We start from the raw sequence: 23,433 nt of genomic DNA on the forward strand, positions 1-23,433 counted from the left end.
CACTCGCATAAAGCTATATTATATAATTGATATTATATCTTTCAGTATTCAATAATGACAGAAAGCATAAAACTCTGTCATAAAATAGTTTCTTTTTTCTTTTTTCATAGTTGTAGATTGCATATAATTTTGTAGATTTTATACTATATTCACATTATAGAAAGTTCCCCTAACATATACGCTATATACACAATATAGACTAGCATGAGTAGTGATATCCATCAGATTAAATGAAATAATTTATGGGCATTTAATGTTATTTTTTTTGATAGTTCTATCATGTCATCTCCACGTAATATAGCGACCGTTTGTATAATATGTGGTAAAAAGCATGGTTCATTTCGTTTTGATGGTGGTGCTAAATCCATACCCATAGGCAACAACCAAGGTGCATCTGTCTCTATCAATAAAAGATCAGATGGTATTAATGATATGAGTTGACGCAAATCTCTACCTCTATATACATCACATATCCAACCGGTAACACCAATAAAGATACCATGTTCTATATAAACTTCAAGTTCTACTTGAGTACCAGTAAAACAATGCAAAAACACCGATGGAAGATGGGGTAACCATGGTTTGAGGATAGACATAAGACATTTATGTGCATTACGACAGTGAAGAAAAAGTGGCACAGAAAGCTCTACCGCCAATTCAATCTGAGCTTGAAAAGCGTCAATCTGTTTTTTCTTTGTAGCAAAAGAACGATGGAAATCGAGCCCACATTCACCAATAGCTACCACACAAGGTTCGTATATTAATGGACGCATATCGACCCCAACTTTTTGTGACCATGTATTCGCATAGTTAGGATGCACGCCAACTGTACACCAGAAATAATTTTCACCTTCTTTTGCCAGCATGATTGCTTGACGGCTATCTGATAAAGTGCAGCTAATAATAACCATACCAGTAACACCAACAGCACGTGCCCGCTGAACTACTTTTTCGCGATCTTTTAAAAATTTTTTACTAGTTAAATTAACTCCCACATCAAACATAAATACACTTTTTCCCGATGCTAGTACTCAAATAACGAAATGAGGATATTGATCAGAAATTGATCAGAAAACATGCTTGTGCAATAGTCAATTTTAGACTAGCAACTATAAAAATGATAGGCGTAATAAGAAGATGTTGATCTTACATGCAGTACTTTTCATTTATCTTCACCATATGAAATATAAATCTAAATCAATACCATTGTTTGCTAATGTAATATTAAATTATTATAAGGATTAAGGTGTATTTTAAGTATAGGAAATAAAAAGAGATCGAGTGTCTTTTAATTATCATCAATGATTTTATATTATACCATGCTGATGCAGACATACAATGTACAAGGAATGTATTGAACCATTTTGATATATAATCAGTGGTGACATACCATACTTGATTAATATAAATGGGCTAACATGTTTTCAACAACTAATGAAGACCGCTGTGCGGCTGTTTTCAGAAAATTATCAAAACTCTCTTGTGCGCTTACATTAGCTGCATCAGAAATAGAACGCACAATAATAAATGGCGTAGAAAACTGATGACAAACGTGAGCAATAGAAGCGGATTCCATATCCACAGCAATTGCTGTAGAAAAACTATTCACAATATTCTGTAATTTTTTTGTGCTGTTAATAAACGTATCACCACTAATCACTAAACCACGTACTGAAAACATGTTAAGTTTGTTAACGCATAACTCTGCTACTTTAATTAAAGTATTATCCGCTTTAAAACTTACAGGATGACCTGGTATCTGCCCTAATTGATAACCATGTGCTGTGAGATTGGCATCATAATAACGCACTTCGTCTGAAATTATAACATCTCCTATTTTTAGCTTAGAGATAAGCCCACCAGCCGCACCAGTATTTATAATTATATTTGGTGTATAGATATATAATAGCAGAGTGGTCCATAAAGCTGCAGAGACTTTCCCTATCCCTGATTTCAGAAGAAATATTTCTACGCCATGTAACTCTCCAGTATCTATCGCTCGCCCGGCAAGAGATATCTCTTTTCTTTTTATAATCTTATTACGAAGAATTTGTACTTCCTCTTCCATGGCACCAATAATACCAACTTTCATATTAATATTATTTTCCTGCGTTTTGTGACTATAAAAATATTATTTAGTGAAGACAAATCATCTTCTTATCATTGCTTAATATATATTAGTTATGTGAATTATGACGCACGTGTGTATTATTAGCAGTTATTGTGTGATATCAAAAGTTTTTACAGAAGACCACTGCATTGGTCGGCGAGAGAGGATTTGAACCTCCGACCCACTGGTCCCAAACCAGTTGCGCTACCAAGCTGCGCTACTCGCCGAGTTCGATTAATACTAAATACATAATAAAATAGCAGTTTGGTGCGAAGAGAGGGATTTGAACCCTCACGTCTATTTAGACACTAACACCTGAAGCTAGCGCGTCTACCAATTTCGCCACCTTCGCATCATAAAGTAAAATTATAGATAATTTGGGGTGGCTAATGGGGCTCGAACCCATGACCGCTGGAATCACAATCCAGAGCTCTACCAACTGAGCTATAGCCACCATACTAGTACATGAAAAAGATAATATTCAATATTAGTGTATATATCAAGCATAACCCAAATGATGCGCCCGACAGGAATCGAACCTGTAATCTTTGCCTCCGGAGGGCAACGCTCTATCCAATTAAGCCACGGGTGCACAATATCAGACTATATGCTATCCTACGGATAGGATCTCAATCTGTCTAGTGCTTTTTATTAAAAAAGTAATTTTATATATTAAAGAGTAGTGCACCATAAGAGATAGCACTCTTTCTTCTTGCAAAAGAACATAATGATTATGTTTCTTTAAAATATAATTTTATAGAGTAATAAGATTTCTTATACAGCAAGCAATCACACATCTTTTTCTGTTTCTTTTTCCGGGAACGTAATATTGAGCTCAAGAATAGAGATATCCTTATGTTTTTGGTCAAGAGTGACATTTAACATCTGTGGTTGCATCTGAAAATATTTACCAATCACTTGTAATAAATCAATTTTTAATTGAGGTAAGTAGTGAGGTTCAGAGTCTCCTTTCCTACGTTCTGCTACAATGATATGTAGACGCTCTTTTGCTATATTAGCTGTCCTTTTTTTTCGGGATATAAAGCAATCAAGCAAGGCCATAGTTTACCCCCTAAACAAGCGCTTCAGAAAACTCTTTTTCCCTTCTTTGATGAAGCGAAATGGACGTGTTTTACCAAGAAGACGATCAACAGTATCAAGATAAGCTTGACCGGCATTGGATTGAGCATCCAATATCACTGGTTTTCCTTGATTAGAGGCACGTAGTACTGATGGATCTTCTGGAATAACTCCAGTGAGTGGAATCTGTAGGATATCTAAAACATCTTCTATACTCAGCATGTCCCCACGATTAACGCGACTTGGGTTATAGCGCGTGAGGAGTAAATGTTCTTTAATAGGTTCCTCACCGTTCTCTGCTCTGTGGGATTTAGAAGCAAGAATACCTAATATTCTGTCAGCATCACGAACCGAAGATACTTCTGGATTAGTAGTGATAATAGCTTCATCAGCAAAATATAGTGCCATTAAGGCACCAGTTTCAATCCCAGCTGGCGAATCGCAAATAATGAATTCAAACTTCATTTTCTGTAGATCATCTAATACTCTTGCGACGCCTGAGCGAGTCAGTACATCTTTATCACGAGTTTGTGATGCAGGCAGAATAAAAAGATCCTTAGTGCGTTTATCTTTTATTAAAGCTTGATTTAAGGGGACATCGTCACGTATTACATTTACAAAATCATAAACCACACGACGCTCGCAACCCATGATGACATCCATATTACGCAAACCAATATCAAAATCAATAACCACAGTTTTTTTATTCTGTTGCGCTAAACCTGTTGCAATAGCAGCACTAGATGTGGTTTTACCTACACCTCCCTTACCCGATGTAACAACAATCACACGTGACATAGATCATCTTTCCTTACGACCTTACCAGAAATGATCACTGATCAGATCTTAGTTTAATTTTTGAATAGTTAATATATCATCTTTAAGATAGATGCGAGCAGATTTGTTAGAAAAATGAGCGGGTATTTGATCCATCATCCAGTAATGACCAGCAATGGATACTAATTCCGCTAATAAACTAGTACAAAAAATCTGACAAGTATAATCTCCATTAGCCCCAGCAAGAGCGCGGCCACGCATCATTCCATATATATGGATATTACCATCCGCAACTAACTCGGCCCCTTCGCTAACGCTATTAATAACAACTAAATCAGTATTTTTAGCATATATTTGCTGACCAGAACGAACGGGAGAAAAAATCATGCGAGTTTTATGCTGTGAAATCTGAGATGATACTACCACTGGGATCAAATTATTTTTACTAGAGGTTGTCAACGGACCTGTATTTAGTACAGGCAAACCAGAACGTATAATCATAGTTTTTAACTGTTCATCCTTACAGCCGCTAATACCAACAATAAAAACACCTGTAGATATAATAGCCTCTTGCATTTGATACCAATCAACTTCGCTCGTTAAGACTTCTACATTGACTATCACAGCTGCATGATGGAAAAAAGCAGGAGCATGACTAAATTTTTCCTCAAGTGCTTTTCGTATAACTATGGGATCAGCATCATATAAATATAGCACTGGAAGTGTAAAACTACTACCTTTTAAAACAATTGGTAATTGTGTCATTAGCAGTCCTACTATGATCTTGTAATATACAATATTAGCTTAATAAATGAAAGTTCATGGTATTACGAGAGCGTCAATAAGAATAACCTTTCGCATTTGATGATATCCACTCTTACCTGATTAGTTATTATACTATAAGCCAAAAAGTTTTATATCTTTGAGCACGGTAATTCTGAGTTAAGAATGCACGCTTAAATAATAACATCAAGCTTTTCGTATAACATGAAGAAATTTCTATGTGTATAAATTAATCTAAAAAGTATTCTTTTCAGATAAAATGTCATCGCTATTTACATAGTATGATGAGAAGTATATAACACACAGTATATTTTTATAGTAGTATAAAATAGCAAATATCATATAAGTTAGGATTATAATATCATTTAGTAATATTCTATCTGCATACAAGTGATGATATATCGCCGTATTGCAGATCCATGATTTGATCCTATCAATGGCATAATACAGCCTTTGATGTACTCCTAAGTATTTTTGACGCGCTTGATCTAACGGTGACTCCAAACTTAAGAAAGAGTTCTGATCTACTATTTTAATATAAGTATCTTACTACTCTGAGTGCTGCCTATATTACAATTTTAGCCTATAGCATATATAGTATATTATGTATCTCAGCAAAGAAATATTAGACACGTTACCTTGCTATATAACATACTGTTATGATATGTAATTTTTACATTATCTTTATAGTCAATTCAACACACTCGCATGAAAGATGCTAATGTTCTGATGGCACTCTTTGATATTGTCATGGAAATTTAGAATGAGGATAAAATAATTAAGTCAAAAACTAAAAGAAGCGCCACATCCACAAGTAGTTTTTACATTCGGATTATTAACAACAAAACGTGATCCCTCAAGGTTTTCAATATAATCAACGGAACCCCCAAGCAGATATTGTAAGCTCATATGGTCTACTATTAAAAACACACCTAATTTTTCAATCGTGATATCACCGAAATTCCTTTGAGAATCTAAAGTAAATCCATATTGAAAGCCACTACAACCACCACCTGTGATATATACACGCAATTTCAAGTGAGGATTCTTTTCATGAGACAGCAATGCTTTAACTTTTTTTGCCGCAGAATCAGTAAATTGTAAAGAAATAGCCATATTATCCATTCTTATACACTCCAATGTTCAGTTTGGTTGATGCGCTAAAATGATAAAAACTATGATAAATGTAGCTTTGAAAATCATCGTGTGTTTGCATAAAACTATTGTGTTAGTCTTATGATTATAATGATACCGCTACCATATTACTCGATGATAATAATACATTATCTCTGCTGAAAATTAGTTTGCATAATATCTATAGATCACAACATGTGTTTAATCGTAAAATCATACGTTTTTATATGCTTTACATCTTTAATGATATTTAATGTTATACTAAGAGTAGAGATAAATATCTGTATCGTATACATGATAATATCATGCGGTACAGATCGCTATAGAAAAACCATGAACTATATTAAAGAACATAAAGTGCTGGCATATATCTGCTGATATGACGAGGAAGTAACACAATAGTCTCCATGGTATGCATAATTACAAACATATAAATACATCGGAGAAGACTCTGTCTGATTTGATGTTGTATTATGTTCTTAAGTTTGTGTAGGACGGTGCCATTTTCCTTATCTTGTTTATTATATTCACACATGATTTACTTGCGCATAGCTAATTTTATATTTGTACTAAAATCTTATATTTTAAAAAAAGACTCAGAATACATAAATTGCATTGCTACAACAAAAAAAAACACTGCAGTACAGTAAAAGATTAACGATGAAATAGTGGCAATATAAAAATTCTTATATTTTTTTCTTGAGCATAAGAATGTGCTAGAATAATAAGCTCAATAAGCATATATTTATACTCTATAATACTATAAGTATGTCTTAACTATAGACGTATCGAAAGAAACGAATGTGTATTCATCACATATTAAAGAATAGTAATCGTGATCAAATATCACTACAAAGACATTTGCTAAATCACATACATATTGTGTGTCTACTTAGCAAGATTGAAATGTATTGAAGTTTATTAAATATCCACACGTTGCAATAGTTACTTATCCATATATACCGATGGATGTCTGTAGTATTAGGTACATAAAAATACAAAGACTATGAGTATTATGGAAATATATACAGTGTTATCCATTACGCTTAACTCATGCAATACAAACTTGCATCATCACTATGATGTAGCATTTCGTATCAACTTAATATGCTAACAAAAAATGCTGCCGTTCTGATTATTGCAGTGAAGCAAGAAGTGTAGGATTAATGGACACTCACTATCATACTATAACTCTTTATCCGATTACATGCCTTCTAAGAAATACATAATGCTAATAAGTAATACTTAACGGTAATGTTTTTATGATGGTTCAGAGTATGTATTATCATAAAAATCATATGATAGATAATTTATATCTTGTATTTTCTGTTTAAATAATTTTACCTTAACAAGGATGACTGTTGATCAGTAATTAATTATTTGATGCATTTTGTAACGGTTAGCACATCCTAATTTATATGCTAACTGATAGTGTACTACACTTATATTTTTCGTATTTGCAAAAGTTGTCACCTAATTTGGCACTATCGTCATAGGTTGGATATAATAATGAGGTATTAGAAAAACTAAATTGCTTACAAACATTAATCACTGATATCTCAGTAGAGATAAGCATTGTAATATTACGATAATGATAAGTGGATATTTTGACACGAAAGAAATGAAGTATATTTAATGCGCATAGCTGTTACATAGTCAACTTCATTAGTTATATATTCATGATGATCTATATTTATTAGACAAACTATTTTCATATACTCTATATCGACATCTGTAGTACTTATATAGATGTACACCGTCAGTGCTTTCTCTTTAGGCTGTTTTATCATCTTTCAGTCATGAGTTGTATTATCATCATACATATATAACATATCATTATCTTAATGATCGTTGGCGTTATGAACACATGACCAGGAAGCATATGCGTTAGTATCTAATCTCTCTTAGAGATGCGTGTTCTCTTACAGTAGAAAATACGACAGCATATTTGGTACCATACCGATCTATACATTTATGATTTTAACACTCGCAATATTATTACATTCCGTAGTACACAGAATGCCACTTCTACATATTGATAATATTCACTGTAAAGTATGCCTTAGAGTTCTGCTTATGTGAAGGTGGATCCTGTGTAATACTTTTCTTTTTTAATACATCTAACCCTGCTCTAATTTTTCCTGCGCCCAACTAATACCTCTTGCATATTCTGATGGTAGAAGGGAAACGAGGGTACTTAATGTTTTACTAATGGATAATGTACTTGCATCCACTACGTTTAAGTGACCAACTTTACGACCCTGTTGCACCTTTTTATCATACCAATGTAAATATACGCGTGGCTCGGCAAGCCATTCCATATCTGCATTGATTCCAATCAAGTTGAGCATTACCGCTGGCATATTGATAACTGGAATAGGTAACGGAAGGTTAAGAATAGCTCGTAAATGTAATTCAAATTGACTAATGGAGGCAGCGTTCTGTGTCCAGTGTCCGCTATTATGAACACGAGGTGCTATTTCATTCACAAGTAAACCTTCTGGTACTATAAAACACTCCATAGCCATAACACCAATATAATGTAATTCACGCATTATCGTTGATAACATGTATTCAGCTGTCTTTTGTTGTGCATGTTGACCCGATAAAATAACACTAACACGTAATATACCATCCTGATGAAGATTATAAGTTAACGGGTAAAAAACAGTACTGCCATCATAACCCCTTGCACCAATAAGAGATACTTCACTAGAAAAATGGACAATTTTTTCGACAATACTACTTCCGTAGCAAGAATGAGGTAGAGAACTTTCTTTACCTGAACATATCAACCACTGACCTCGCCCATCGTATCCACCTGTCCGATTTTTAACAATCACACATTTGCCAAAATCAGAAAATATATGCTCCAATTGCTTGGTGTAGAGCAGTGGTTGCCAGGGCGTGGTTCCTATGCCTAATTGATTTATTAGTTGTTTTTGTGTTAAGCGGTCTGATAAAATTGGAAAAATATCACGATTTACAAAAGTACGATGTGTAGACAACATACGAGTTAATTCTGTTGCTGGCCATTGTTCTCTTTCGGCAGTAATAACGCATTGTGAGATGTGTAATGTTTCTGGGTCAGTATCTAGCGCTATCGGATAAACGGTTATGCCCATTCTTTCACCGGCCTGCCGTAGCATGCGGCCTAATTGACCGTTTCCTACGACATAGACTAATTTCATATTTATTCCTTTCTTGGATCAGGATGATTGAGAACTTCATCGGTCTGATATTGACGCCAATTCGCTAATTTTTTAGCTAATGAGTGATCATGTAGCGCAAGTATTTGTGTTGCTAAAATAGCTGCGTTAGTTGCCCCATTTGGACCAATGGCTAATGTACCAACTGGTATACCGCATGGCATTTGTACAATAGAATATAAACTATCTAATCCCCTTAAAACAGTACTCTGTATGGGGACACCCAATACTGGAATTAATGTTTTAGACGCTAGCATACCTGGGAGGTGCGCTGCCCCTCCTGCGCCGGCAATAATAACCTGGTAACCATTACGTTCAGCCTCTTCTGCAAAAGTGAATAATTTCTGAGGTGTACGATGAGCTGATATCACTTCACAATGAAATGAAATGTCTAAATTATCTAAAAAGTGAGCAGTATTCTGCATTGTAGACCAATCACTTTTAGAACCCATAATGATTGCAATAGATTTCATTTTTATTTTAGTTGACACGTAAAATCACTCCTGTTATTTGAATTTTGTACTCTAAAATAGAAGGCAATTTATTGCGTTACTATGAAAAATTGTTTAAAATACATACATTAGGCTAGTTACAATACATAGCTGTATTCAGGAATAGTTATCTGCAATGAAACAATGTTTCTTCTTTATAACGAAAAAGTAATAAACTGTATATCTTTATGGCTCACGCTAATCATTGAGCCTTGCTCAGACCAATCTCCTAACACCCATCTCTGAGCCGACTGTCCGTTAATGGTAAATTTATGTACAGTTGGGCGATGAGTATGACCATGAATAAGTATGAATGCCTGATGTTGACACATAAGAGAACTCACTGCATGTAAACTAACATCCATAATATCTATATTTTTACTGTTATTCGTCTCTTGACTGTAGGACCTTATTTTAAATGCGATACGTTTTCGTATATATATTGGTAAGCTCAAAAAAAATTTTTTTAGCCAATCCTTGTGTATGTACTGACGATAGATTTGATAGGTCATATCGCGAGTGCATAATTTATCACCATGCATAATCAACAAACGCTGACCATGTAACTCTAGGATGCTTGCATCTGGGATGATGTGTATCCCTGCACGACTTGCAAAACTTTTTCCTAATAAAAAATCACGATTACCGTGAAGAAAGTGACATGGAATGGATAACTGGCGTAGCATGCAGGCCACATGATCATGCAACGGATTTATATCATCATCACCAATCCACGAATCAAATAGATCACCAAGAATATATAGTGCATCAGCATACCGAGCTTCATGATGTAAGAAGTGTAAAAAAGCAGCAGTAATTTTAGGTGACTTATTACAGAGATGGAGATCGGAAATAAATAGAGTTTTCGACATAGATTATTGATAATTTACAGTTTATAGATAACAAGCTATTTACAAATCTCTAAGAAAGATTTACTGTTAATTTAGAAAAAATGTTTATTCATTCCGTTATAATTGTGTAAGCACACCATGATGTTAACCTGCAGTTATAATTTTATACTATGACGTCAATTAGCGCAGACTATATATATTTTAGTACAAAATACATGTATGAAGTATTATCTGAGTTAAAAGACATCAGATGGGGTGATAAAATATATGATGATATATTTTTACTGTGATACCCTTTCTTTTTATACCACATCACCATCGTATAAAATACCTATACTGAGATTACTATATCTAGCGCCTATCCAAAAATAATGTTATATGTAAAAGCTCACACTATCTCTGTCTAGTCTAAATTAATTTTAGAAGCAAAAAATATGCGCACGAACGAACAGTGGTTTATTTATCTAATAACTTATTGGGAATATAAAAATTTTTACAACTACACGCTGATTTGTGGACGAATGCGTACTCTAATTGTCATTATTATATCTGCTATATAATCAATATATATGCTATAAGCATTCATAGTGTTTCTTATGGTTTACTTGATGTAGTGATAATTCATTATATTTTTGACGTGTTTGTTTGTTGAACAAAACACGTTACCAAAGATTTAAGGGGTAAATGTTTGTGATTTTATTGCCCACCTTATTAGTTAGATTGCTTTAATTACTCTGAATACGCTGTTCTTTCTCTCATTTTATTGCATTAGCATGGAATATCTTTATGTTGAAAATTTTTAATACTCTAAGTCGTGCTAAAGAGGAATTTCAACCTATTCATACTGGTATGGTGAATATGTATGTTTGCGGAATGACTGCTTATAACCTTTGTCATATTGGTCATGGTAGAACCTTTATCGCTTTTGATATTATCGCACGTTACCTACGATATATTGGTTATCAATTGAATTATGTACGTAATATTACTGATATTGATGATAAGATAATTCAACGTGCTGATAATAATGGACAAAGCATAACATGTCTAACTAAAAATATCATTTATGAGATGCATCAGGATTTTGCGAAGTTAAATATTTTACCACCAAATCATGAGCCACGTGCTACGTGGTACATTGCAGAAATGGTGTCGTTAATCAAAAGACTGATGGATCGCGAATATGCCTATATTTCTCATGATGGCGATGTACTATTTTCTGTGGATCGAAACCCAACGTATGGCTTGCTCTCACGACAAGACTTAACTCAATTACAAACTAGCACACGGCTAGTACCAGTTTCGAAGAACAAAAAAAACCCTATGGACTTTGTGTTATGGAAACGATCAAAAATAGGTGAACCTTTCTGGCCCTCTCCATGGGGTGACGGTCGGCCAGGATGGCATATTGAATGTTCCGCAATGAATTACACCCATTTAGGTAAGCATTTTGATATCCATGGTGGTGGAGCGGACCTACTGTTTCCTCATCATGAAAATGAAATTGCACAGTCTACCTGCGCCTATGATACTCCATATGTCAACTACTGGATGCATTCTGGCATGGTAAATGTTGAGCAAGAAAAAATGTCGAAATCATTAAATAATTTTGTTACCATACGCACAGTGTTAGAGAGTCATGATGCAGAATCTGTGCGTTATTTTTTACTCTCGAGTCATTATCGCAGTCAACTTCACTATAATCAAGCTAACTTGAAACAAGCGCGCGCCGCACTGGGGCGCCTTTATCTTGCGCTGTATAAAACAGACATCAATGCGTTGGTATGTGACGAAGGTGTAGAGTTTGAAATCCGTTTCTGCGAAGCTATGGATGATGATTTTAATACTCCACTAGCCTGTGCAATATTATTTGAGTTAGCACGCAAAATTAATCGCAAAAAAAACACATATCCGCAGATAGCGAATAGTTTAGCTGTGCAACTACGTTTACTGGGTCGTGTTTTAGGTTTGTTAGAACAAGATCCAGAGAAATTTTTAAAAGGCCATGGTTGTAATGTGAAAGATTATTCAATATCTCAGATTGAAGAACTTATTCACATACGTAATATTGCACGCCAAAAAGAAGATTGGAAGCAGGCTGATTTTGCACGTCATTGTTTGTATGACATGGGTGTTCTTCTAGAAGATACTAGAGATGGCACTCGTTGGAAATATAAATAACTATTAGAGTAATTAATATAAATTTAAGCAATCACCTATTACAATTGCATTATATTACTAATAATTTTACACAATCAGTAAGTAAAAATACATCGTAGGTAACTATTTCTTGATATGATGAAACCAGATGGTTTTCCTAATTTAAAAAGTATGTGCTATCTACTCTTGTCGCCTTATATCACTAAACATAGTATTTTACTATAAAAATCTGGTAGTAAAATTACATGGAAATGTTATGTGTAAGTCAAGATCTATCCTACAGAATAACTATTATATATCATATACATGTACAGCGCATAAATCATTGCAATATGTCTTAAGTAGCAAAATATGACTTATCATATATTATATAATACTGGTTACAGTATATTTTAGATGTTCATTAGAAGCACAGACTTTATTTTGTTATAATTATGGATTTTCTATTTTTTAACGTGGCTTATTTAATTTATGTGTGCATGTTATGCCTAGTTCTGTCAATAACGTAGGCTCAACTACATGCGGGGCCTCTGTCATAAGACAAGATGCAGCATTTGTCTTGGGAAATGCAATAACATCTCGTATATTATCTGAGTCAGTTAATAACATAACTAACCGATCAAGACCAAAAGCTAATCCAGCATGAGGAGGGGTTCCAAACTTCAAGGCATCTAGAAAAAAACCAAATTTCTGAATTTGGTCCTCTTGAGAGACGCCTAGTATATCAAATACTGCAGTCTGCATGCACAAATTATTAATACGCACAGAACCACCACATACCTCATAACCATTGATCACCAGATCATATGCATCGGCAATTGCAGCGCTTGGATTTTCTCTCATGTTATCTATTGAAATATCTTTTGGTGCAGTAAACGGATGGTGCATTGCGGTCAAACCTTCTGTACGGTTCTTTTCAAACATTGGAAAATCTACTATCCATATTGGTTTAAAGGTAGATGCGTTCGTGATTTTTAAATGGTTACCTAACTGTACACGCAATACACCTAATGCGTTCGTTACTACATCTTGATCATCTGCGGCAATAAAAATGATATCACCATTAGACGCTTTTGTACAATGAAATAATACATCTACACCTTTTGCCACCATTGATGCAGATAAAGGACCATTAACACCCTCCAGACCCCTATCCATCTGATGTACTTTTATCCAAGAGATCACCTTTACACCATCATTTTTTACTGATTGTATATAATTATTAATTTCTTTTCTAGTAAGACTCGCCCCTCCTGGAACACATAGTGCTATTACACGACTGTTATTATTAGATAGTGCCGTAAGTATTTTAATCTTCATATCTTTTATTACATCAGTGATATCTACTAACTCCATGGGATTACGCAAGTCAGGTTTATCAGAACCATAACGAAGCCTTGACTCAGTATAAGTGATAACAGGAAACGAACCTAGTTCTATTGATTTAATCTTTAACCATAAAGTACAAACCAAGCGTTCCATAAGGTCTCTTATATGATGTCCAGCCATAAATGACGCTTCTATATCAATTTGCGTAAATTCAGGTTGACGATCAGCACGAAGATCTTCATCGCGAAAACATTTTACAATCTGATAATAACGATCAAAACCAGAGATCATTAATATTTGCTTAAAGAGTTGTGGTGATTGTGGTAGAGAATAAAACTTACCTTCATGACAACGACTGGGTACTAAATAATTACGAGCACCTTCCGGCGTCACATTTGTTAATATTGGTGTTTCGATATCAATAAATCCAGATCCCTCCATAAATGTTCGTACTAAGCTAGTAATTTTGGCACGCATTTTTAGGCGATCAATCATCTCTGGACGCCGTAAATCGAGATATCTATATTTTAAGCGTACCTCTTCACTATTCTTGTTGCTAAAATCTAGTGGCAATGATTCGGAACGATTAATAATGGAAAGATGTGTGGCACACACCTCAATATCACCTGTTAATAAGTTTTTGTTTTTATTTTTTTCAGTGCGTTCGCATACTTTTCCTGTTACTTGAATACAGAATTCGTTACGTAAGTCACAAGCTAGAGAAAAGGCTCTTTTGTTTTCTAAATTAAAAAAAATCTGCACAATCCCTTCACGATCGCGCATATCTATAAAGATCAAATAACCTAAATTTCGATAACGATGCACCCATCCACAAAGTGTCACTGTTTGACCAAGATGGGCGTAATTCAGGTGCCCACAATATTCAGTACGCATAGTCATACCCTTGTTTAACTCCTAATCTTTGTGCATACACAACAGAGGAGAACATAGGACATAAGCTATATGTCTTTTCTTTATCTCTAGCCAATAAGGTATATTCTTTATGTTTAAAAACATAAGATGCATGTGCTAATAGCGTGCCGGAGAAAAGATCTCTTTATTGTATAGGAACACTATATTGGTATTTATTGATAGATTGCAATCAATGCCTGTTAATCATTATACACCATTCTTCGTAGTGAATCTATGCACGAACTATAAAGGATGTGTGCAGAACAATATGCGCATTATATCGTATAAGGGGATCATACCTATACATAAAATATCATTCTTTACAAAAGATTTGATTGATAGTAGTAAAAACAAATATGATTATACCTTGCATTGAAAACATTTCGTCCTTCAATCATGCAATCATGCAATCATGCAATCATGCAATCATCGAGATGATAGAATATAATCTGTGTAATCTTGTAATACAAAAGAATTGATTTTGATGTTAAAATTGCCCTAAACACTACATTTCAGAAGAAATTCAATGTATGAAAAAGTTTTCACACAAAAAGTTTTAATACCTATGTATTGTCAATACTGTGTTAGAGAACTCAAAGTTCATAAATTAAGTAGTATCAAAATTTCAATTATGATTTGAGTAATTGCATATATCACATTAATGATTGTTTTTAATTTTTTATAATTCAGTCAGTCTTACAACTATCGTATATGTTAGTAGATAGTCTTATAATCATCCTTTTTGTGCACAAACAAACCATTAATACCTATCGTAGTCATATACTGTAATAGATTATAAAAAGAGTTTGTTTGTCTTTAAAAAAATTAAATTTTTGTCGAAAAAGAATGTTCAGTGTCAAACATTAAAAACTTATTATCAGTATAATGCCGTATCACCATGATACAGTCGTGCATTTTTTAAACCAATAAATAAAGCTTGACCACGTTGTGGAGAAATATGATCATGTTGTATAATTGCACTAAGAGGATCAATCTGCCATCCGTTAGGTTGGAGTACTACTTGCCAGTAATGTCCACGAGGACTCACCTCTAGTATATGTACAGGAAAAGGTGTATCCATGCTGCTCTGGGAGCTCATGTCTATTTCCCATGGACGCAGAAATAACTCAATATCTCCTTCGTATGATGAAAGATTAGCTAGCGCCCAATAATATTCTCCAACCTGTATTTGAGAATTAGAAATTTTTCCATGAATACAATTAACTTCTCCGAGAAATTCTAGAACAAATCTAGTTTTTGGAAAACGCCATACTACATCAGGCGTCCCCACTTGCTCAACGCTACCATGATTCATTACCACTATGCGTTCTGCAACCTCCATAGCTTCTTCTTGGTCGTGAGTTACAAAAACACTAGTAAATTGCAATTCTTCATGTAATTTTCGCAACCAGCGGCGTAACTCTTTACGAACCTGAGCATCTAAAGCCCCAAAAGGTTCATCTAATAATAAAATTTGCGGCTCTACTGCTAAAGCACGAGCTAAAGCGACACGCTGCTTCTGCCCTCCAGAAAGCTGAGATGGAAAACGCTTAGATAAGTGTCCTAATTGCACCATATCTAATAGACGTGTGACTTTTTTATTAATATCCACAACAGTGGGGCGCTTTCTATTTGGTAAAACGTTTAAACCAAATGCGATGTTATTAAACACGGTCATATGCCGAAATAGTGCATAATGCTGAAAAACAAAACCTACTTGACGATCTCGAGCATGTAGCTGGCTAACGTCTTTATCATGAAAACTCAGACGACCACTGTTCTGATTTTCTAATCCTGCAATAATCCTAAGTAATGTAGTCTTACCTGAACCAGATGGCCCTAATAATGCTACGAGTTCGCCAGAATTAATATCTAGAGAAATGTTATTTAGAACTTTTGTCTGACCGAAAAACTTATTAATATTGACAATCTCAATACTCATAACGCCCCTCTTTCCGTATGCGTCTTTTCATTTGGTTGTCCAGTCGCCATTGCAGTGCACTTTTTATCAACAACATAAATATTGCCATAATGGTTAAAAGAACAGCTGCTGTAAAAGCACCAACATCATTACAGTCCTGATGTAATACTTCCACTTGCAACGGTAAAGTATAGGTTTCACCACGTATTGATCCTGAAACTACTGATACCGCACCAAATTCGCCAATAGCGCGCGCATTAGTTAAAACGATACCATATAGTAGGGCCCAACGGATATTTGGCAAAGTAACACGACAAAACATTTTCCAGCCACGCGCCCCTAGCAATACTGCTGCTTCATCTTCATGTCTACCCTGACTCAACATCACAGGCACTAATTCACGTACAACGAATGGACAGGTAACAAAAATTGTTACTAAAACCATACCCTTCCATGAAAACATCAATTGAATATTGCGCGCATTCAACAACTCACCTAATGGCCCGTTCATACCCCAAAATAGTAAATACATTAACCCTGCCACAACAGGTGAGACAGCAAAGGGAATATCAAATAATGTTAGCAGTAGTTGTCGGCCAGAAAATGTAAAACGTGTAACTAACCAGGCTAATAATGTACCAAAAATCAAATTAATCGGCACCACAATCAAAGCAATTAACAAGGTTAAACCGATGGCATGTAGCATATTTTCATCCTGCAGATTATGAAAGAGAACACTTGGTCCTTCAGAAAAAGCAGTAAGAAAAATTACCATCAGTGGCACTACTAGCAAAAATATAGAAATTATTACTCCTATGCCTATGAGGACCCACCGGCCCCACCGGTGCATGTACGAACGATCCATACTAAGAACTTCGCTTGCTTCCGGCATTAATATCCTCCAATTCTTCGACCAAATCGGCCTTGTAAAATGTTGACCGTGAATAATAGCACTAAAGAGGCGACTAAAATGACTGAAGCAATTGCGGTAGCAGCTGGGTAATCATATTCTTGCAGACGAATAAAGATCATTAGAGAGGTCACCTCAGTTTTCCAGGCAATATTTCCAGCTATAAAAATAACTGCACCAAACTCACCTAAACTACGGGTAAAAGAAAGAACGGTTCCGGCTAGTAATGCAGGCCCTACTTCTGGTAGGATAATACGGAAAAAACTTTGCAGTGGCGAGGCACCAAGTGTTTCAGCTGCTTCTTCATACTCCGGCCCTAATTCTTCTAATACTGGTTGCACTGTACGTATAACAAAGGGAGCACTAGTGAATGCCATGGCAAGAGCAATGCCTAACCACGTGTAAGATACTTGAATATTAAAATGCGCTAACAAATTCCCATACCAACCATTCCTGGAAAATAATTCCGTCAAAGTCAGACCAGCAACAGCAGTAGGAAGCGCAAAAGGAAGATCAATTAAACCATCTAAAAAGATGCGTCCAGGAAAATTGTATCGTGTTAAGATCCAGGCCATTAGCATCCCAAAAATTGCATTAAAAAGAGATGCAACGCCAGCAGAAATTAATGTGACTTTATATGCTGCAATTACCTGTGGATTCGTGATCACCTCCCAGTATTGTTCTAAAGTCATTTTTGATAACTGCATTAATAAAGCGCTAATAGGTAGTAATATAATTAGACAGGCAAAAAATAAGCTGCTACCCAGGCTTATACTAAAGCCTGGTAATACTTTTTTTCTTTGTGTGATTAACATGATTACTCATGCCTCTCTGCTAAAAGCTGATCTAGTTCTCCACCGCTAGAAAAATGCATTTTTGTTATGCGATCCCAACCACCAAACATTTTCTCTATCGTAAAAAATTTCGTATATGGAAAGCGGTTTTGATTTAGTTTCATTAACTGTTGGTTGTTCACGCGATAGTAAAAGCGCGTCATAATTTTTTGGGCAGATGGTGTATACAAATAATGCAGATAAGCTTTGGCTGCTTTTTCAGTATTATTCTCACTGAGATTTTTATCAATCCATGTAACTGGGAACTTTGCTAAAATATTAGTAGCTGGGACGATCACTTCGTAACCTTTCTGCATATACCGATCGCGAATAGTATTGACTTCAGATTCAAAACTAATTAATACATCCCCTATACTGTGACTAACAAATGTTGTTGTAGCCCCGCGCCCACCTGTATCCAATACTTCCACGTTGCGTAGTAACTGTGTCATAAACTTTTTAGTCTGTAATGTATTATTTCCATTCATAAGATTAGCCGCACCCCATGCAGCTAGCCACGCATAGCGCCCGTTACCAGAGGTTTTCGGATTAGAAAAAATTAATTTAACATTATTTTGGACTAAATCTTGCCAATCTTTGATATGCTTCGGGTTGCCCTTTCGTACCAAAAATGCCATGGTAGAATAAAATGGTGAGCTGTTATCAGGCAAGCGTTCTTGCCAGTTTGAGGGGATAAGTTTACCTTTGTCGTATAAGATCTGCACATCAGTAACTTGATTATAAGTAACCACATCAGCTTTCAATCCTTGTAAGATAGATAGTGCTTGCGTGGATGAACCTGCATGCGACTGTTTAATGGTTAATACATCCTTAGGATACATTTTAGCCCATTGTTTTTCAAAGACAACATTAAGGGCTGAGAACAGTTCCCGTGAAACATCATAGGAGCTATTAAGTAATACAGTCGCCTGTACGCTACTACTCAGCACCAAAATAAATACACAGGCTATTATTTTTTTTATCATCGGCAATATCATTACACCTCCTAGAAAGCAAATACCTAAGCAAAGCCATTGGTTAAGTGTATTGATACATTGCAGTAAAACCGTAGCAGTTTTATATATCGTTTCGTGCTTCTCAATGAGAAAACACTCTAAGTGTTTTGCATTACTTTATTTCTTAAGAGAGATCGGATATATTAATAACATCTATTTCAAATGTCTATTTCAAATGATTTAACGCAAGATGCTAGAAGAATTGCTTAGTTTACTGACTATACACGTTCGGTTAATGATATTGTATACTAGTTTTAGCATATATGAGTGAGATCCTGCACACTCCATGATATTATTGAAATATAAATGCATTGAATAAAGAGTATAGATATAATCACCACATGCAATCTTTAGGCTACCATATAAAGAAAACCAATCATGGTGCAGAATCTTCACCACATTGAAGGTACTACTCTCTAGACAAATTTTTTAGCAGGACTACAATAATATACAAATAACATCACTGGAGAGTAAAATTATGTGTGATCATTAAACATAAGTATGATAGTATTACTATACCTACTAAAAGCGTACTACATCCATAGACTATTCTTAAGACTCTTTCTTGTTTTATTGACACAAGATACCAAGTGATACAGTATATTACTAGGAATTTTACTGCCTTGACCGATGACTCACTTTAATGATTTGCATTATGGATACATCATGTATTGCTTCTATTGTATAAGTGTAATTGTACTGCATTAATAGACAAAAAACAGCCTAATTCTTAGGCATTTATACATATAGTATATGTAATGTCAGGGCTATGATCTTTTACCTGCCTCCTCTTTAATTTTCATTACTGTTTTGGGTTATATACAATTACATAAAATACTCGTATATAGCTATATATACTATCTAGGGTGGTGGTATGGGAATATTGCGATTATGTATATGCTATTTTAATATATTTATGGATGCATCATGATTATTGTATTTCTTTGATTGTTGATATTAACATGCAGGTTCACCAGATTGTATACTACTGCCCCCCTAAGAACACATTAATGCATCCTTCTCTTAAGTATTACACTATCTATCCATTATAATAATATTTGCAGGATATATTTGACAGAGTCGAATTAAATATAGATTAACAATCTATATTTTTGTACCTTATACGTAAATTTTAGCAGAAAGAGTGACAAAATAGAGTTAGCCATGTATTTTGTACGATAGTTGAATGATCGTAGATTATCAAAACCAGATGATCAATAAAATGATATTTGATATGGAAAATACCTGAAATAAATCTATTATAGTACGTATTAGAACATTAAGACAATGATATATTATTATGTACAGGGATATATCTCTGCAACAAATAAATAATTTTCTTCCTAGTAAACCTATATATAAATAAGTAAAACCTAGCGAAAACTCCAATACATAGTATAGAAGAGGTGAAAGCAATATGGGTAATATCGTCATGCATCCGTAATGCATGAAACCACGTCATATAATCATATAAATACTAATTGATATCTATGAAGTAGGTAGAAAACATTAATTTACATCTGTTATACATGTAGGCCTAGTAAGTCTGCATTCGATATCAAACGTATATTTAACCCTCTTGTATGATGAGAGTCGCACGCTAATCCTTAACAGATACCTCCTAACTTGATCAAACGATCAAGCGTAGTACGATACCACTACCTTCTGATTAAGCTAAGTATGGAATAAAATTAATGGATATTCGTAAAATTAAAAAACTAATTGCATTAGTTGAAGAATCAGGTATCTCTGAATTAGAGATCACTGAAAGTGAAGAATCGGTGCGTATTATCCGTACGGTACAGAATGCTAGTTATACTACTCTTCAGCACAGTCACACAACATCAATGGCACAACAGCCATGTTTAGGAAAAGAAATACCGTCTATTACTACATCTATACCAGAAAAATTAATTACATCTCAATCTCAAGAATTAGAAGGGTATGTTGTCCGATCCCCTATGGTTGGTACTGTTTATCGCACCCCAAGCTCTGATGCGAAAGCTTTTGTCGAAGTCGGTCAGACAGTCAATCCTGGTGATACTTTATGTATTGTAGAAGCCATGAAAATGATGAATCACATTGAAGCAGAACAGTCTGGTGTTATAAAAGCAATTTTGGTGGAAAGTGGTCAACCTGTTGAATTTGATGAACCATTGCTCGTCATGGAATAACGAGGCTAACAATGCTGGATAAAATTATCATTGCTAACCGTGGTGAAATTGCGCTGCGTATTTTACGTGCTTGTAAAGAACTTGGCATTAAAACAGTGGCAGTGCACTCTACAGTAGATCGTGACCTAAAGCATGTGTTGCTCGCAGATGAAACAGTCTGTATCGGTCCACCACCATCCGTTAAAAGTTACTTGAATATCCCAGCTTTAATTTCTGCAGCAGAGATTACTGGTGCTGTAGCTGTCCATCCTGGCTATGGCTTCCTTTCAGAAAACGCAGACTTCGCTGAGCAAATGGAACGTTCGGGATTTATCTTTATCGGGCCTAAAGCTGATACCATTCGTCTAATGGGTGATAAGGTTTCAGCAATTACTGTAATGAAAAAAGCAGGCATCCCCACGGTTCCTGGTTCTGATGGGCCCTTAACCGAAGATATGGAAAAGAATAGAGCCTTTGCAAAACGTATTGGGTACCCCGTGATGATTAAAGCTTCTGGGGGCGGCGGCGGCCGCGGCATGCATGTAGTGCATAAGGCTAAAGACTTAGAACAGCTAATCAACATGACAAAAACAGAAGCGAAAGCATCTTTTAATAACGATATGGTGTATATGGAAAAGTACCTGGAAAATCCACGTCATATTGAAATTCAAGTATTAGCTGATGGACATGGTAATGCTATTTATCTTGCTGAACGTGATTGCTCCATGCAACGTCGACACCAAAAAGTAGTAGAAGAAGCACCCGCCCCTGGAATTACCTCTACCATGAGGCAATATATTGGCGATTGTTGTTCAAAAGCTTGTATTGATATTGGTTATCGTGGCGCTGGAACCTTTGAGTTTCTCTATGAAAATGGTAAGTTTTATTTTATTGAAATGAATACACGTATTCAAGTTGAGCACACTGTCACTGAAATGATCACTGGTATTGATTTAATTAAAGAGCAGCTGCGCATCGCAGCTGGACATCCTTTGTCTATCAAAGAAGATGAGGTAATTATTCGTGGTCACTCCGTAGAGTGTCGTATTAATGCTGAAGATTCTCAAACTTTTATGCCAAGTCCTGGAAAAATTACCCGCTTTCACGCACCTGGTGGTTTTGGAGTACGTTGGGAATCACATGTATACGCTGGTTATAGCGTACCATTATACTATGACTCCATGATTGGTAAACTCATTACATTTGGAGAAAATCGTGATGTCGCAATTGCACGTATGAAAAATGCATTAACAGAATTAATTATTGATGGAATAAAAACTAATATCAAACTCCAAATGAATATTATGTCGGACGAAAACTTTCAGATTGGTGGAACTAATATTCACTATTTGGAAAAAAAACTAGGTTTAACAGAGACATAAATAACAAGTATATATAGAATATACATAAACTTTTAGTTTCTCATCGATAAATTTTATTTAATGATGCAGAGAGCTTTCGAGCCATATTTTATCCTAACTGACGTTCTTTCTGTAAAATAAATAATGTGATCAGTATGACGCAAAGTCATACTGATCAGTACGCATTGGGGATTAAATTATATATATATTTATATGACACCTCGTGCACCAGATGCAAAATATCTTATCGATAAATGCTTTTAGAATTCATGTATGATAGAAAATATTTTACAATAATATTGGTGGCATTGGTAGTTATATGACAAAGTATTAGTAATGCCTATGGTAGTATTATTCTTATATTCTTTTTGTTAAGATTAACAGAGTATATAGTAAAAATAAT

Annotated in this window: 17 protein-coding genes and 4 tRNA genes; 3 read left to right on the top strand and 18 right to left on the bottom strand. The window is 35.0% G+C overall.

The features are described from left to right. Nucleotides 1–221 precede the first annotated feature (221 nt). From ERCILAFE3058_RS01650 to ERCILAFE3058_RS01710, 13 genes are all read right to left on the bottom strand, one after another. Nucleotides 222–1,004 carry a TatD family hydrolase gene (locus tag ERCILAFE3058_RS01650; RefSeq protein WP_157989742.1) on the bottom strand — a complete coding sequence of 261 codons (783 nt, stop codon included), beginning with the start codon at nucleotides 1,002–1,004 and terminating at the stop codon, nucleotides 222–224. A gap of 395 nt (nucleotides 1,005–1,399) precedes the next feature. Next, nucleotides 1,400–2,092 carry a 5'-methylthioadenosine/S-adenosylhomocysteine nucleosidase gene (gene mtnN / locus ERCILAFE3058_RS01655; protein ID WP_157989743.1) on the bottom strand — a complete coding sequence of 231 codons (693 nt, stop codon included), beginning with the start codon at nucleotides 2,090–2,092 and terminating at the stop codon, nucleotides 1,400–1,402. A gap of 168 nt (nucleotides 2,093–2,260) precedes the next feature. Further along, a tRNA-Pro gene (locus tag ERCILAFE3058_RS01660) sits at nucleotides 2,261–2,337 on the bottom strand. Between the two features lie 38 nt (nucleotides 2,338–2,375). Next, nucleotides 2,376–2,462: transfer RNA gene (locus ERCILAFE3058_RS01665), tRNA-Leu, on the bottom strand. A 26-nt stretch (nucleotides 2,463–2,488) separates the two neighbouring features. After that, nucleotides 2,489–2,564 (bottom strand) — tRNA-His (locus ERCILAFE3058_RS01670). Nucleotides 2,565–2,628: 64 nt separating this feature from the next. Beyond that, nucleotides 2,629–2,702 (bottom strand) — tRNA-Arg (locus tag ERCILAFE3058_RS01675). 197 nt (nucleotides 2,703–2,899) lie between these two features. Then, the gene (gene minE / locus ERCILAFE3058_RS01680) at nucleotides 2,900–3,172 is read right to left on the bottom strand and encodes a cell division topological specificity factor MinE (protein WP_157989744.1); all 273 of its coding nucleotides are present in this window, start codon (nucleotides 3,170–3,172) and stop codon (nucleotides 2,900–2,902) included. 3 nt (nucleotides 3,173–3,175) lie between these two features. Further along, nucleotides 3,176–3,988 (bottom strand): septum site-determining protein MinD, encoded by an 813-nt coding sequence (gene minD, locus ERCILAFE3058_RS01685; protein ID WP_157989745.1) that lies wholly within the window; start codon nucleotides 3,986–3,988, stop codon nucleotides 3,176–3,178. A gap of 48 nt (nucleotides 3,989–4,036) precedes the next feature. Beyond that, a complete protein-coding gene (gene minC, locus ERCILAFE3058_RS01690; protein WP_157989746.1) occupies nucleotides 4,037–4,732 on the bottom strand; it encodes a septum site-determining protein MinC in 696 nt (231 codons plus the stop codon). A gap of 801 nt (nucleotides 4,733–5,533) precedes the next feature. Beyond that, nucleotides 5,534–5,875, bottom strand: a complete 342-nt coding sequence (erpA, locus tag ERCILAFE3058_RS01695) for an iron-sulfur cluster insertion protein ErpA (RefSeq protein ID WP_232037573.1) — start codon at nucleotides 5,873–5,875, stop codon at nucleotides 5,534–5,536. Nucleotides 5,876–8,004: 2,129 nt separating this feature from the next. Then, nucleotides 8,005–9,075, bottom strand: a complete 1,071-nt coding sequence (purK, locus tag ERCILAFE3058_RS01700) for a 5-(carboxyamino)imidazole ribonucleotide synthase (protein ID WP_157989748.1) — start codon at nucleotides 9,073–9,075, stop codon at nucleotides 8,005–8,007. Nucleotides 9,076–9,077: 2 nt separating this feature from the next. Further along, on the bottom strand, nucleotides 9,078–9,566 hold the full coding sequence (gene purE / locus ERCILAFE3058_RS01705; RefSeq protein WP_157990063.1) for a 5-(carboxyamino)imidazole ribonucleotide mutase: 489 nt from the start codon (nucleotides 9,564–9,566) through the stop codon (nucleotides 9,078–9,080). 173 nt (nucleotides 9,567–9,739) lie between these two features. Next, nucleotides 9,740–10,456, bottom strand: coding sequence for a UDP-2,3-diacylglucosamine diphosphatase (locus ERCILAFE3058_RS01710; RefSeq protein ID WP_157989749.1), 717 nt, complete (start codon nucleotides 10,454–10,456; stop codon nucleotides 9,740–9,742). A gap of 765 nt (nucleotides 10,457–11,221) precedes the next feature. Between ERCILAFE3058_RS01710 and cysS the strand changes: the two genes are divergently transcribed. After that, nucleotides 11,222–12,616 (top strand): cysteine--tRNA ligase, encoded by a 1,395-nt coding sequence (cysS, locus tag ERCILAFE3058_RS01715; RefSeq protein ID WP_157989750.1) that lies wholly within the window; start codon nucleotides 11,222–11,224, stop codon nucleotides 12,614–12,616. Between the two features lie 429 nt (nucleotides 12,617–13,045). Here cysS and aspS read toward each other — a convergent pair whose 3' ends face one another. The 5 genes from aspS to cysP form a co-directional block, all read right to left on the bottom strand. After that, nucleotides 13,046–14,818, bottom strand: a complete 1,773-nt coding sequence (aspS, locus tag ERCILAFE3058_RS01720; RefSeq protein WP_157990064.1) for an aspartate--tRNA ligase — start codon at nucleotides 14,816–14,818, stop codon at nucleotides 13,046–13,048. 895 nt (nucleotides 14,819–15,713) lie between these two features. Further along, entirely contained in the window at nucleotides 15,714–16,778 is a 1,065-nt protein-coding gene (cysA, locus tag ERCILAFE3058_RS01725; RefSeq protein WP_157989751.1) for a sulfate/thiosulfate ABC transporter ATP-binding protein CysA, read from the bottom strand. Beyond that, on the bottom strand, nucleotides 16,768–17,649 hold the full coding sequence (gene cysW / locus ERCILAFE3058_RS01730; protein ID WP_157989752.1) for a sulfate/thiosulfate ABC transporter permease CysW: 882 nt from the start codon (nucleotides 17,647–17,649) through the stop codon (nucleotides 16,768–16,770). Before cysW ends, cysA begins: the two co-directional genes overlap by 11 nt. Next, nucleotides 17,649–18,482, bottom strand: coding sequence for a sulfate/thiosulfate ABC transporter permease CysT (gene cysT / locus ERCILAFE3058_RS01735; RefSeq protein WP_157989753.1), 834 nt, complete (start codon nucleotides 18,480–18,482; stop codon nucleotides 17,649–17,651). The genes cysW and cysT overlap by 1 nt, the downstream gene beginning before the upstream one ends. Before the next feature lie 2 nt (nucleotides 18,483–18,484). After that, complete coding sequence (gene cysP, locus ERCILAFE3058_RS01740; RefSeq protein ID WP_157989754.1) at nucleotides 18,485–19,498, bottom strand: thiosulfate ABC transporter substrate-binding protein CysP; 1,014 nt, start codon at nucleotides 19,496–19,498, stop codon at nucleotides 18,485–18,487. A 1,712-nt stretch (nucleotides 19,499–21,210) separates the two neighbouring features. Here cysP and accB point away from each other — a divergent pair. Next, the gene (gene accB / locus ERCILAFE3058_RS01745) at nucleotides 21,211–21,690 is read left to right on the top strand and encodes an acetyl-CoA carboxylase biotin carboxyl carrier protein (RefSeq protein ID WP_157989755.1); all 480 of its coding nucleotides are present in this window, start codon (nucleotides 21,211–21,213) and stop codon (nucleotides 21,688–21,690) included. An 11-nt stretch (nucleotides 21,691–21,701) separates the two neighbouring features. Then, nucleotides 21,702–23,051: an acetyl-CoA carboxylase biotin carboxylase subunit gene (gene accC, locus ERCILAFE3058_RS01750; RefSeq protein ID WP_157989756.1), complete on the top strand. Its 1,350-nt coding sequence runs from the start codon at nucleotides 21,702–21,704 to the stop codon at nucleotides 23,049–23,051. Nucleotides 23,052–23,433: the final 382 nt, after the last annotated feature.

The organism is Candidatus Erwinia haradaeae (assembly GCF_900698955.1).
Taxonomy (GTDB): Bacteria; Pseudomonadota; Gammaproteobacteria; order Enterobacterales; family Enterobacteriaceae; genus Erwinia_E; species Erwinia_E haradaeae_G.

Bases quoted from the DNA above. Each gene is read 5' to 3' on its own strand.
- minD (WP_157989745.1), bottom strand. From the start codon at position 3,988: ATGTCACGTGTGATTGTTGTTACATCGGGTAAGGGAGGTGTAGGTAAA.
- cysA (WP_157989751.1), bottom strand. From the start codon at position 16,778: ATGAGTATTGAGATTGTCAATATTAATAAGTTTTTCGGTCAGACAAAA.
- accC (WP_157989756.1), top strand. From the start codon at position 21,702: ATGCTGGATAAAATTATCATTGCTAACCGTGGTGAAATTGCGCTGCGT.
- cysP (WP_157989754.1), bottom strand. From the start codon at position 19,498: ATGATATTGCCGATGATAAAAAAAATAATAGCCTGTGTATTTATTTTG.
- aspS (WP_157990064.1), bottom strand. From the start codon at position 14,818: ATGCGTACTGAATATTGTGGGCACCTGAATTACGCCCATCTTGGTCAA.
- cysW (WP_157989752.1), bottom strand. From the start codon at position 17,649: ATGCCGGAAGCAAGCGAAGTTCTTAGTATGGATCGTTCGTACATGCAC.
- cysS (WP_157989750.1), top strand. From the start codon at position 11,222: ATGTTGAAAATTTTTAATACTCTAAGTCGTGCTAAAGAGGAATTTCAA.
- purK (WP_157989748.1), bottom strand. From the start codon at position 9,075: ATGAAATTAGTCTATGTCGTAGGAAACGGTCAATTAGGCCGCATGCTA.
- accB (WP_157989755.1), top strand. From the start codon at position 21,211: ATGGATATTCGTAAAATTAAAAAACTAATTGCATTAGTTGAAGAATCA.
- cysT (WP_157989753.1), bottom strand. From the start codon at position 18,482: ATGTTAATCACACAAAGAAAAAAAGTATTACCAGGCTTTAGTATAAGC.
- ERCILAFE3058_RS01650 (WP_157989742.1), bottom strand. From the start codon at position 1,004: ATGTTTGATGTGGGAGTTAATTTAACTAGTAAAAAATTTTTAAAAGAT.
- erpA (WP_232037573.1), bottom strand. From the start codon at position 5,875: ATGGATAATATGGCTATTTCTTTACAATTTACTGATTCTGCGGCAAAA.
- ERCILAFE3058_RS01710 (WP_157989749.1), bottom strand. From the start codon at position 10,456: ATGTCGAAAACTCTATTTATTTCCGATCTCCATCTCTGTAATAAGTCA.
- minC (WP_157989746.1), bottom strand. From the start codon at position 4,732: ATGACACAATTACCAATTGTTTTAAAAGGTAGTAGTTTTACACTTCCA.
- purE (WP_157990063.1), bottom strand. From the start codon at position 9,566: ATGAAATCTATTGCAATCATTATGGGTTCTAAAAGTGATTGGTCTACA.
- mtnN (WP_157989743.1), bottom strand. From the start codon at position 2,092: ATGAAAGTTGGTATTATTGGTGCCATGGAAGAGGAAGTACAAATTCTT.
- minE (WP_157989744.1), bottom strand. From the start codon at position 3,172: ATGGCCTTGCTTGATTGCTTTATATCCCGAAAAAAAAGGACAGCTAAT.